13 protein-coding genes are annotated in these 11411 nt (G+C 68.7%); 3 read left to right on the plus strand and 10 right to left on the minus strand.

Annotated elements, in window-relative coordinates:
- Nucleotides 1-53: 53 nt before the first annotated feature.
- Together ACSYS9_RS02560 and ACSYS9_RS02565 are read right to left on the minus strand one after the other, a co-directional pair.
- On the minus strand, nt 54-416 hold the full coding sequence (locus ACSYS9_RS02560; RefSeq protein WP_032128727.1) for a TfoX/Sxy family protein: 363 nt from the start codon (nt 414-416) through the stop codon (nt 54-56).
- On the minus strand, nt 413-895 hold the full coding sequence (locus ACSYS9_RS02565) for a GAF domain-containing protein (protein ID WP_005407940.1): 483 nt from the start codon (nt 893-895) through the stop codon (nt 413-415). Before ACSYS9_RS02565 ends, ACSYS9_RS02560 begins: the two co-directional genes overlap by 4 nt.
- 68 nt (nt 896-963) lie before the next feature.
- Between ACSYS9_RS02565 and bioD the strand changes: the two genes are divergently transcribed.
- Nucleotides 964-1647 carry a dethiobiotin synthase gene (gene bioD, locus ACSYS9_RS02570; RefSeq protein WP_049463380.1) on the plus strand — a complete coding sequence of 228 codons (684 nt, stop codon included), beginning with the start codon at nt 964-966 and terminating at the stop codon, nt 1645-1647.
- 75 nt (nt 1648-1722) lie between these two features.
- Here the strand turns inward: bioD and ACSYS9_RS02575 are convergent, their stop codons facing one another.
- From ACSYS9_RS02575 to msrB, 6 genes are all read right to left on the minus strand, one after another.
- Nucleotides 1723-1872 (minus strand): hypothetical protein, encoded by a 150-nt coding sequence (locus tag ACSYS9_RS02575; RefSeq protein ID WP_177179489.1) that lies wholly within the window; start codon nt 1870-1872, stop codon nt 1723-1725.
- 87 nt (nt 1873-1959) lie between these two features.
- A complete protein-coding gene (locus tag ACSYS9_RS02580) occupies nt 1960-2157 on the minus strand; it encodes a hypothetical protein (RefSeq protein ID WP_049461855.1) in 198 nt (65 codons plus the stop codon).
- Nucleotides 2158-2196: 39 nt separating this feature from the next.
- Nucleotides 2197-3645, minus strand: coding sequence for an aminotransferase-like domain-containing protein (locus tag ACSYS9_RS02585; RefSeq protein ID WP_071227724.1), 1449 nt, complete (start codon nt 3643-3645; stop codon nt 2197-2199).
- 204 nt (nt 3646-3849) lie between these two features.
- Nucleotides 3850-4587, minus strand: coding sequence for a peptide-methionine (S)-S-oxide reductase MsrA (msrA, locus tag ACSYS9_RS02590; protein ID WP_049424850.1), 738 nt, complete (start codon nt 4585-4587; stop codon nt 3850-3852).
- Between the two features lie 14 nt (nt 4588-4601).
- Complete coding sequence (locus tag ACSYS9_RS02595) at nt 4602-6371, minus strand: cytochrome c biogenesis protein DipZ (protein WP_049461659.1); 1770 nt, start codon at nt 6369-6371, stop codon at nt 4602-4604.
- Between the two features lie 2 nt (nt 6372-6373).
- Nucleotides 6374-6946 carry a peptide-methionine (R)-S-oxide reductase MsrB gene (gene msrB, locus ACSYS9_RS02600; RefSeq protein WP_049424854.1) on the minus strand — a complete coding sequence of 191 codons (573 nt, stop codon included), beginning with the start codon at nt 6944-6946 and terminating at the stop codon, nt 6374-6376.
- Between the two features lie 144 nt (nt 6947-7090).
- Between msrB and ACSYS9_RS02605 the strand changes: the two genes are divergently transcribed.
- Both ACSYS9_RS02605 and ACSYS9_RS02610 read left to right on the plus strand, forming a co-directional pair.
- Nucleotides 7091-7810, plus strand: coding sequence for a response regulator transcription factor (locus ACSYS9_RS02605; protein WP_012509950.1), 720 nt, complete (start codon nt 7091-7093; stop codon nt 7808-7810).
- Entirely contained in the window at nt 7807-9276 is a 1470-nt protein-coding gene (locus ACSYS9_RS02610; RefSeq protein ID WP_049461658.1) for a sensor histidine kinase, read from the plus strand. The genes ACSYS9_RS02605 and ACSYS9_RS02610 overlap by 4 nt, the downstream gene beginning before the upstream one ends.
- Here ACSYS9_RS02610 and ACSYS9_RS02615 read toward each other — a convergent pair.
- Together ACSYS9_RS02615 and ACSYS9_RS02620 are read right to left on the minus strand one after the other, a co-directional pair.
- A complete protein-coding gene (locus tag ACSYS9_RS02615) occupies nt 9273-10619 on the minus strand; it encodes an ATP-binding protein (protein WP_049461657.1) in 1347 nt (448 codons plus the stop codon). The two genes, ACSYS9_RS02610 and ACSYS9_RS02615, sit on opposite strands and share 4 nt — an antisense overlap.
- Nucleotides 10616-11305, minus strand: a complete 690-nt coding sequence (locus ACSYS9_RS02620; RefSeq protein WP_049461656.1) for a winged helix-turn-helix domain-containing protein — start codon at nt 11303-11305, stop codon at nt 10616-10618. The genes ACSYS9_RS02615 and ACSYS9_RS02620 overlap by 4 nt, the downstream gene beginning before the upstream one ends.
- Between the last annotated feature and the right edge of the window lie 106 nt (nt 11306-11411).

The following is an 11411-nucleotide window of genomic DNA, read 5'->3' on the forward strand; positions in this document are numbered from 1 at the left end:
CATCGCAGTGGTGGTGCCGGCCGCTGGCCGGCATCCCCAGGAACGCGGAGGCCTCAATCCTCGTCCGCGCGCTCGGCCACGCTGTCCTCAGCGTCGTCGTCAGCATCGAAGCGCTGCTCATGCACCGGGCCCGAAGCGGGGCCGGCCGCCTTCAGCGGATGCGCAGCGATGCGCGCTTCGTAATCCTGCACCAGTGCCTCACGCTGCGGCTCGCTCAGTTCCTGCCAATGGCAGTCCAGCAGCGCGCCTTCCAGTGAATAGAGCAGGTTCAGGCTGGGCTTGAAGCCGGCGCGCTTGACCTTGACGAAGGCGCCGACCGCGCCGATCGCAACCAGATCCTCGCGGCTGCGCAGGCCGACCTGACGCAGCCACGCCGCACTCTTCGGGCCGATGTTGCGCAGCTTCGGTGCGCTCATCCCAGCGCCTCGACGAACACGCGGGCGATGGCTTCCAGGCCAGCCTGGTCGTCGGCATCGAAGCGGCCGACTTTCGGGCTGTCGATGTCGAACACGCCGATCAGTTCATCGCCGCGCAGCAACGGCACCACCAGTTCCGAGCGCGAGGCCGAATCGCAGGCGATGTGGCCGGGGAAGGCATCGACGTCCTCCACGCGCTGGGTCACGCGCTGGCTGGCGGCGGCACCGCACACGCCCTTGTCCAGCGGGATGCGCACGCAGGCCGGCAGGCCCTGGAATGGCCCGACCACCAGTTCCTTGCCGTCGTACAGGTAGAAGCCCACCCAGTTCAGGTCGGGCAGAGCGTGATAGACCAGCGCGGAGAGGTTGGCCGCGTTGGCGATGCGGTCGGACTCGGCGTAGACCAGGCCGCGGGCCTGTTCCAGCAGCTGGGCGTATTGTTCCGGCTTGCTGCCGGTGAGCGAGGCATTGGCGAACATGCCCGCAGTCTAGCAAGCGCGCCGGGCCGGCGATAATGCAGGCTCTGTTGCCCCGCTGGAGCTTATCGATGCCGTTGCCCGCCACGCTGCCGCCTGCCCTGTTCGTCACCGGCACCGATACCGAGATCGGCAAGACCGCGGCCAGCACCGCGCTGCTGCATGCACTGCGCCGGCGCGGCCTGCGCGCGGTTGGCATGAAGCCGGTGGCCAGCGGCAGCGAAGACCTGGGGCAGGGCCTGCGCAACGAGGACGCGCTGGCGCTGCAGGCGGCCAGTTGGCCGGTGCCGGTCTATGCCGACCTGAATCCGTACGCGCTGCGGCAACCGCTGGCGCCGGAGCTGGCCGCTGCCGAGGATGGCGTGCAGGTGGAACTGGCGCCGATCGTGGCAGCGTTCGCGCGCCTGCGTGCTCAGGCCGATGTCGTGGTGGTGGAGGGCGTTGGCGGTTGGCTGGCGCCGGTCTCGGCCACGCTCGACCAGCTCGACCTGGTGCGTGCATTGCATCTGCCGGTAGTACTTGTGGTCGGCATGCGGCTGGGCTGCGTCAACCACGCACGGCTGACTGCGCAGTCGCTGCAGGCCAGCGGCGTGGAGTGCCTGGGCTGGATCGGCAACCACATCGACCCGGTGATGCAGCGCCAGGATGAGAACATCGCGACGTTGCAGCAGCGCCTGCCGATGCCGTGCTGGGGGCGGCTGCCGTATCTGCCGGGAGAGGATGGCGAAGCGCTGTCGGCGTACCTGCTCGAGTGATCCTGGGTAGTGCCGGCCGCTGGCCGGCAACTGCATCCACCCGGCGATCCCGAGGTTGCCGGCCAGCGACCGGCGTTACCGTGCCGCAGCCGCCAGCTCCTTCGCGATCGCACCCAGCCGCTCCACCGCACCGATGAAGCGCGCATCCAAGGTCTGGCAGCACGACAGCCGCAGGCATTGGCGGTAGCGTGCGCCGCGCGAGTACACGCGGCGCTGGGCGCGCACGTGCTTGAGTGATCCTGGGTAGTGCCGGCCGCTGGCCGGCAACTGCATCCACCCGGCGATCCCGAGGTTGCCGGCCAGCGGCCGGCACTACCGTGTTGCAGCTGCCAGCTCCTTCGCGATCGCACCGAGCCGCTCCACCGCGCCGATGAAGCGCGCATCCAGCATCTGGCAGCACGACAGCCGCAGGCAGTGGCGATAGCGCGCGCCGCGCGAGTACACGCGGCGCTGGGCGTGCACCTGCTTGAGTGATCCTAGGTAGTGCCGGCCGCTGGCCGGCAACTGCATCCACCTGGCGATCCCGAGGTTGCCGGCCAGCGGCCGGCGTTACCGTGCTGCAGCCGCCAGCTCCCGCGCGATCGCACCCAGCCGCTCCACCGCACCGATGAAGCGCGCATCCAAGGTCTGGCAGCACGACAGCCGCAGGCAGTGGCGGTAACGCGCACCACGCGAATACACCTGGCCGGGCATGAACACGATGTCCTCTACCAGCGCACGTTCGAACAGCTCACGCGTATCCACGCCCGGCAGTTCGAGCCACAGCAGGAAGCCGCCTTGCGGCTCGGTGGCACGGGTGCCGGCCGGGAAGTGTTCGGCCACCAGCTGGCGCAGCCGTCCCACCTGTTCGCGGTACAGCCGGCGCATGCGGTGCAGGTGATGCTCGTAGCTTCCGGCTTCCAGATACGCCGCCACCGCATCGCCGAGCAGTTGAGGCTCGCCACCGGTGGACTGGAATTTCAGCAGCGCGATGCGCTCGGCGAAGCGGCCGCCATCCAGCCAGCCGATACGGTAATCCGGTGCCAGTGTCTTGGAGAACCCACCGACCACCATCACCCAGCCATCGCGATCGAAGGCCTTCAGCAAGGGCGCCGGCGGTTCGCAGAACTGCAGCTCGGCATACACCGCATCTTCGATCAGCGGTAGCTGGCGCGCGTTGACCAGTTCGGCCAGGCGTTGCTTGGCGGGTGTCGGCATGGTACAGCCCAGCGGATTGTGTACGGTCGGCATCACCACCAGTGCGGCCAGCGACGTGTGCTCCAGCATCGCTTCCAGTGCATCGACATCCAGGCCGTGCTGCGGGTGGGTGGGCAGCTCGATGGCCTGCAGGCCGAGGTTGGCCAGCAACGGGTACAGGTTGAAGTAGGACGGCGCCTCGATGCCCACCGCATCACCGGGCTGGGTGACCGCGCGCAGTGCCAGCTGCAGGGCCTCCATCGCGCCGTGGGTCAGCAGCAGCCGCTCGCTATGGGTGTGCAGGCCCATGCGTGGACCGCGACGCACGATCTGCGCCAGCAGCCTGGGGGAGCCGTTCGGGCGCGCGTAGGATTCCACTGTCTGCTGGCCGTGCCGCAGCACCTGCGCGGTATGCCGGGCCAGCTGCGCGCCCGGATAGAACTGGCGCCCGCGCGGACCGGCGAAGGCCAGGTCGATCACTCCGGAGCGACGTTGTGCCTCCAGCACGCGCGCCATCAGCACCTGCTGCAGTGGTGCGGTGGGTGCGGACGGGGTATCACGCAGCGAACGCTCTGGCACCGACAATCGCGGCGCCACCTCGAAGCCGGCCTTTGGCCGCGGAATGACCAGGCCGGCGTCCTCCAGCTGGCGATAGGCCGCGATCACCGTGTTCAGGCTGAGCCTTCGCTGCAGGGCCATCTGCCGCAGTGAAGGCAGGCGGCTGCCGACCGGGAGACGTCCGCCGTGGATGGCTTCGGCCAGTTCATCGGACAGCCGTTGGTAGCGGGGTGGGATCATCGCGCTCTGGTTATCTGTATCCATCGAACTTCCCGCCATCTGGTTCTGTACCCATGATGATGGCGAGCCTAGCATGTCGTTGTCGGACGGGCCTGATCGGGGCACGGCCGATACTTCCCAAGCGCACGGCTGGATGGCCGTGCGTCTTTTTTTGGAGGTGGTACCGGCCGCTGGCCGGCGATCCCCAGATCCGCAGGAGCCGGCCAGCGGTCGGCACTACCCGGGTCGTTACCGCATCGGCACCAGTGCCGCGTCGCGCCGGTACAGCGCCGGGAACTGCTTGCCCAGTGCAGCCAGCTTCGGTGCGTCGTAGTAGCGGATGTAGGCCGCCTGCGGGTAGTTGGTCATGTAGTTCTGGTGGTAGCTCTCGGCCGGGTAGAAGTGCTGGCCGCTGACCAGCTGGGTGACGATCGGTGCGCGGTAGCTGCCGGCCTGGCCGAGCTGGGCGATGTAGGCGCGGCTGGCCGCCTGCTGGCGTGCGTCATCACTGAAGATCGCCGAGCGGTACTGGCTGCCGTGGTCCGGCCCCTGTCGATTGAGCTGGGTCGGATCGTGCACCACCGAGAAGAACACCTGCATCAGCTGGCCATAGCTGACCTGGCGCGGGTCGTAGTCGATCTTCACCGCCTCGGCATGACCGGTCTGGCCACCGCTGACGCGCTCATAGCGCGCATTGGCCGCGCTGCCACCGATGTAGCCGGACACCGCATTGCTCACGCCTTTGACGTGCTGGAACACGCCCTGCACGCCCCAGAAGCAACCGCCGGCGAACACCACGCTGGCATGGGTGGCGTCATCGCGGAACGCGGCGTCGCCGCTGGGCGCCGGTAGTGCCTTGGCCTGCGCGCTGGCTTCCAGCGGTGCCGCGACTGCGCCGTGGTCGACCAGCAGCACGCCAGCGATCAATGCAGTAGCTACCAAGCCGGCGACACCGGCGGCGATACCTTGTTCAAAAGAGAGTTTCATCGTGTGCTCCCGTTTCAACCGAAGGTGAAGGCATAGGCCTGCACGCCCGCATCGAGGAATTCGATCTCGAAGCGATGCGGGCCGACCGCGCCGCGCTGGCGCACCAGCTGGTACAAGCGGTGTTCGTTGACCACGCCGCTGCCATCGGCGCCGACATCGCTGCCGGCATCGGCGATGGGCAGCGGCTTGCCATCCAGCCAGACGCGGAAGCGCACTGGCTTGCCGTCCTCGCTCGGTGCCAGCACCAAGTGCAGGTCGCGCGCATGGAACTGGAATGCAATGCGGCCACCGGCCTGCTGCAGCTGCGCAGCTTCGTCGGTAACGGTCCAGCGCCCCGACAGTCCCCACCGGTTCAACGCCAGGGTGGCCGGCAGGTTGTAGTCGAACGCGGTGTCGCTGCGCTGCCCGCCGGGCGAGGCGAACTGCTCGGCGCGGGCGTGGCCCAGGTAGGTTTCCGGCGAACGCAGGTTGCCCATGTCGGCCTGCACGGCCACGCCCTTCAGGTCGGCGGCAGCGGGATCGGCCGGTGGTGGCAGGTTGGTCTGCCCGGCTTCGGTCAGCAGGCGACGGATCATCTGTTCCGAGCGCGCATACTTGCCCTCGCCGAACTGATGGCCGCGGATGTTGCCCTGCGCGTCGACGAAGTACTGTGCCGGCCAGTAGCGGTTGTTGAAGGCGCGCCAGATCGTGTACTGGTTGTCGAGCGCCACCGGGTACTCGACCTTCAGCTGCTGCACCGCCTTCATCACGTTGCGTGGGTCACGCTCGAACGCGAACTCCGGCGTGTGTACGCCGACCACCACCAGACCGTGGTCGCGGTAGCGGCGCTCCCATTCGTGCACGAACGGCATCGCGCGCAGGCAGTTGATGCAGGAGTACGTCCAGAAATCGACCAGCACCACCTTGCCGCGCAGCTGCTGTGCACTCAGCGGCGGGCTGTTGAGCCAGCCGGTGGCACCATCCAGCGCGGGCAGGGCGCCTTCCACCGGCAGCGGTGCATCGGCACCTGCATTGGCGCCGGCCATCATCATCATCGGCGGTGCCGCCGGCTGCGCGCCGGGCACTGCGTCCAGCAGGCTTTGCTCGATGCGCGCGGTGCTGACCGTGGACAGGCGGGTCAGCAGGCCGGTATCCCAGCCGAGGCCGATCGCCACGACGGCCAGCAGCGCGGCTACACCCAGCACCTTGCGCAGGACATCGCCGAGGCCGAGCCGCGCCTGCAGCGCACGGAACACGCGGCCGCCGACCCACACCGCCAGCGCCAGCGCGGTGATCGCACCCGATGCATAGGCAAGCAGCAGGGTGCTGGTACCGACGCTGGCGCCATGCAGGGCAGCACCGGTCAGCACCAGGCCGAGGATCGGCCCGGCGCACGGTGCCCACAGCAGGCCGGTGGCGATGCCGATCAACAGCGAGGTCCATGCGCCGCCATGCCCAGCAGCATCAGCGGCATCGGCACGCGCGCTCAGGCGTGCACCCACACGCTGGAACGGCGCCAGCAGATGGTCGGCCAGCCGCGGCCAGAGCAGGGCGACCGCGAACAACGCCATCAGCAGCAGGGCGATCCAGCGTCCAACCTGGTTGGCCTGCGCCACCCATTGGCTGCCCACCGCAGCCAGGCTGGCGACCACGGTGAAGGTGAGCGCCATGCCCAGCAGCAACGGCAGCGTGCTGCGCAGGAACGGGCGATCGGCACGCGCGAACACGAACGGCAGCACCGGCAGGATGCAGGGACTGAGCAGGGTCAGCGCGCCCCCCAGATAGGCAAGCAGCAACAGCAGCATCGTCAGGCTCCGGAAGCAGGGGAAGAACCGACCGGCACCCGCCAGCCGTCGGCAGTGCCATCAGTGGCACCGGGAACGAACACCATCGCCGCACCGTTCATGCAGTAGCGCAGCCCGGTCGGGCGTGGCCCATCGTTGAACACATGGCCGAGATGGCCGCCGCAGCGGCGGCAATGCACCTCCACCCGCAGCATCCCGAAGGTGACGTCGCGGTCTTCGCCGATGGCGTTGTGCAGCGGTGCCCAGAAGCTGGGCCAGCCGGTGCCGCTCTCGAACTTGGTGGACGAGGAGAACAGCGGCAGTGCACAGCCGGCGCAGGCGAAGGTGCCCTGCCGATGTTCCTTGTTGAGCGGGCTGCTGTACGGGCGCTCGGTGGCCTGCTGGCGCAGCACCGCGTACTGCGCCGGGGTCAGCTGCTGGCGCCACTGAGCATCGCTGCGCATGACCTCGAACTGTCGCGACGGACGCGCTTCGGCGGCGGCCGGGGCGGCGCGGCTGCAGGCCCCCAGGCCGAGCAGGCCGGCGGCGGTGGCAACACCGCCCAGGCCGAGTAGATGGCGGCGGGAGAGGGACATGGCGGACTCCGGGAAGGGGCGACGGGGCCATGCTGCGCCCGCCCGGGTCAACGAATCCTCACGCAGGATTCAATTTTTCGTGAGGTATCGGCGGCCGTCCCGCGCCACAATGCAGCCAGCTTCCCCACTGGCTCCGAGCTGCCGATGTCGACCAAACGCGTGCTGATCGTCGAAGACGATGCCCACATCGCTGACCTGCTGCGCATGCACCTGGGCGATGAAGGCTATGACGTGGCCCACGCCGCCAGCGGTGACGGTGGCCTGCGCCTGCTGGAACAGGACGGCCCATGGGATGCGCTGGTGCTGGACGTGATGCTGCCCGGTGTCGACGGCCTGCAGGTGTGCCAGCGTGCACGCGCGATGGCGCGCTACGTGCCGATCATTATCATCAGCGCGCGCGGCAGTGAGACCCAGCGCATTGTCGGCCTGGAGCTGGGCGCGGACGACTACCTGGCAAAACCCTTCTCGATGCCGGAACTGGTGGCACGGGTGCGCGCCCTGCTGCGCCGCGCCGAGGCGATGGCACAGAGCGCACGCATCGATGCGGGCGCGATCGAGCTGGGCGGGCTGCAGCTGGATCCGGTCGCGCGCACCGCTTCGGTGGATGGCAATGCGCTGGAACTGACCCCGCGCGAGTTCGACCTGCTGCTGTTCTTCGCCCGCCACCCGGACCAGGTGTTCGCACGCATGGAACTGCTCAACCAGGTCTGGGGTTACCAGCACGATGGTTACGAGCATACGGTCAATACCCACATCAACCGCCTGCGCAGCAAGATCGAGCCGGACCCGGCCAACCCGCGGCGGCTGCTGACGGTGTGGGGCCGCGGCTACAAGCTGGTCGACCCGGCCGGGGCGGCGGCATGATCAAGCCCAATCTGTGGCAGAAGCTGGCGGCGGTGATCGCCGCGCTGATGCTGATGTGCTGCATGGCGTTGCTGGCACTGCAGATGCGCGCCAACACCCGCCATGAGCAGGAAGTGGTGCAGCGGCTGTCGCTGGGCCTGGCCGAACACATCGCCCAACGCAGCGAACTGATGGACACCAGCGGCATGCGCGATGCTGCGGTGCGTGCGCTGTTCGGCCAGCTGATGGCGGTCAATCCCAGCGTCGAGGTCTACCTGCTGGACGACCAAGGCCGCATTCTCGGCCACGACGCGCCCAGCGGCCATCTGGTGCGCAACAAGGTGGACGTGGCACCGCTACGCCGCCTGCTGTCGGGTGCGCCACTGCCGATCCTCGGCGATGACCCGCGCAGCGCCGATGGCCGCAAGGTGTTCAGTGCTGCACCGTTGATCGTGCAGGGCCGCCAGGCCGGTTATGTGTACGTGGTGCTGGTGGGCGAACACCGGCAGATGCTGGCCGACGACCTCGCGGCCGGCAGCCAGTGGAACACCACATGGTGGTCGGTGATGCTGGTCGGAAGCCTCGGCCTGCTGGCCGGGCTGGTGGCGTTCTACTGGGTGACGCGTCCGCTGCGGCGGCTGACCCGGCGCATCCAAGCCTTCGATATCGATGCGCCGACACCGTTGCCGCCGCCCGAACCGCTGCGCCCGGGCGAGCGCGACGAGCTGGTAATTCTCGAACATGCACATGCGCAGATGGCGCAGCGGCTGGGGGAGCAGTGGCAGCAGCTGCGCCAGCAGGACCTGCAGCGGCGCGAGCTGGTTGCCAACATCTCGCACGACCTGCGTACGCCGTTGTCGTCGCTGCATGGCTACCTGGAAACGCTGGCGCTGAAGGACGCCACGCTGTCACCGGACGAGCGCCGCCGCTACCTCGGTATCGCGCTGGCACAGAGCGCCAAGGTTGGCCGGCTGGCGCGCGCGCTGTTCGAGCTGGCGCGGCTGGAGCACGGTGAAGTGCGTCTGGAGTGGGAAGTGTTCGCGCTGCCGGAGCTGCTGCAGGACGTACTGCAGAAGTTCGAGCTGGCCGCGCAGGCGCGCAACCAGCGCCTGCACGCGGAATTTCCGCCCGGCCTGCCGCTGGTACGTGCCGACCTGGGCCTGGTCGAGCGGGTGCTGACCAACCTGCTCGACAATGCATTGCGGCACGCGCCGGAAGGTGGGCGGATCGAAGTGTGCCTGCGTGCGACCGCGGACAGCATCGAGGTGAGCGTGGCCGATGATGGTCCCGGTGTGGCAGCGGCGCTGCGCGCACAGTTGTTCCAGGCGCCGGCCGCACTGGGCGCACGGCGTGGCGAGAACGGTGGCCTCGGCCTGTTGATCGTGCAGCGTATCGTGCAGCTGCATGGCCGCCGCATCGAACTGCGCGACAGTGAGCGTGGCGCGCTGTTCGTGTTCGCGTTGCCGCGCGCGGAGCCGGCGGCCTAGCAGGCCGCCTCGCTCACCACGGCACCGCCGCTTTCCAGAGGCAGGTGCAGGCGGATGCAGGCACCGCCCAGTTCGGAGTCGGTCACTTCAACGTGGCCGCCATGCTTGTCGGCCACCACCTGCACCAGTGCCAGGCCGAGACCGAAACCGGGGCTGCCCGGGTCCAGCCGCACATAGGGTTGCAGCACCTGGCCGCGCAGTTCGGGCGCAATGCCGGGGCCGTCGTCCTCCACCTGCAGGCACAGCCAGCCATCGTTGACCGTGCTGGCGATGCGGATCTGCCGCCGCGCATAGCGCAAGGCATTGCCGAGCAGATTGCGCAGCGCCAGTTCCAGCATATGCCGGTTGACGTTGACCAGGCCTGCTGGCGACAGCGCCTGCTGTACCGGCAGCGGCAGCGGTGCGAACTGGGCCACCACGCCACGGACCAGCGCGGCCAGCTGCAGGCGCTGGCGGGTCAGCTGATGGCAGCGGCCCAGCGCGGCGTACTCGACGCCGGCATCGGTGAGGTGCTGCAGGCGATCGACGTCGGTGCGCAGGCCACCCAGCGCATCGCGTTGTATCTCGTCCAGCGCGGTGTCCTCCAGGTCGGCCAGGCCGAAGCGCATCCGCGCCAACGGCGTGCGGACTTCGTGCGCCACCGCCTGCGCCAGCACGCGCTGGCTTTCCAGCAGCTGCTGCAGCTGCTCGGCCATGTGGTTGAAGGCATTGGCCAGCGGCCGCACCAGCGCGGTGCCGGCGCGCGGCGCACGCGTGTCCAGCTGACCATCGCGCATCTGCCGGGCGGCCTGGGCCAGCTGCGAGACGTCGCGCCACAGGCGGTAGACCATCACGTACATCGGCAGCGCCACGGCCACCATCAGGATCAGCAGCAGGATCGCCACGCCGGACACTTCGCTGTCCTGCCAGCCTTCCTCAGGCAACGCTTCATCCAGTGGCCCCAGCATCACGGCATAGTTGCTGTCGCCGATCCGCTGCAGGCTGCGCATGTGTTCCAGGTCGATCTGCACACGGCCGTTGTTGAACGGCGGTCGCTGGCTGGCCGACAGCGCCTTCTCCGCCTCGGCCAGCGGCACCATTCGCAGGGCATAGGCGAAGTCGGCGTCGAGCCCTCGTGCCAGCGCCGGCCACTGGTCACGTGGTGTTTCCGCGAAGCGTTGCTGCAGCAGCGCATGGGTGCCACGCATCTCGGCCAGCAGGCTGGCTTCGGTGCGGTCTTCCAGCAGCGCATCCCAGGCCCACAGGCCCAGCACGATCAGCAGCAGGTGGGCGACCAGGAAGCCGATGCCGTAGCGCAGGAAGTGGAAGGCGTGGCCGCGCATCGCCGAGTGCGTGCGCTTCATCCCCATGCCGAGCGGCTGAACAGGTAGCCGCGTCCACGGACGGTCTTGATCCGCTCCGGTTGTTCAGGGTTGTCGCCCAGCTTGCGGCGCAGGCGCGAGATGCGCGCATCGATCGAACGGTCCAGGCCGTCAAAGGCGATGCCACGCAGGCCGCGCAGCAGCGCATCGCGGTCCAGGATCTGGCCGGCGTTGCTGGCCAGCAGGAACAGCAGGTCGAACTCGGCCGTGGTCAGCTCCAGCAGGCCGCCCTGCAGGTGCACGTTGCGGGTGGACGGGTCGATGTTCAGCTCGCCGAAGCGCAGGCTGCCGTCGCGCGGTTCGACCCGGCGGTGGCGGCGCAGATGGGCACGCAGGCGGGCGAGCAGCACCCGCGGTTCGATGGGTTTACCGATGTAATCGTCGGCCCCCAGCTCCAGTCCCAGCACCTGGTCAATGTTGTCGGTGCGGGCGGTCAGCACACAGATGATGCCGTCATAGTGGGGCCGGATCTGCCGACACACTTCGAAACCATCCTGGTCGGGCAGGCCGACATCGAGCAGGACCAGGGCCGGCTTCTCGGCCAGGATCCGGGCCACCGCGCGCTCGCCACTGCGCTCATGGGCCACCTGGTAGCCATGCCGCCGCAGATAGTCGCTGACCATCGTACCCAGGCGGGCATCGTCTTCAACCAGTACGATATCCAGCATTTTCAAGGCCTCCGTGGGCGCAAACGTACCGCCACGGCACGAGCGCGGCGATGCTATCCCAGCCTGCGGGCCGCCCGGGTCCCGGGGGCGGGCGCCATTCAGCCGG

The organism is Stenotrophomonas sp. STK17_22 (assembly GCF_051983905.1).
Lineage (GTDB): Bacteria > Pseudomonadota > Gammaproteobacteria > Xanthomonadales > Xanthomonadaceae > Stenotrophomonas > Stenotrophomonas maltophilia_A.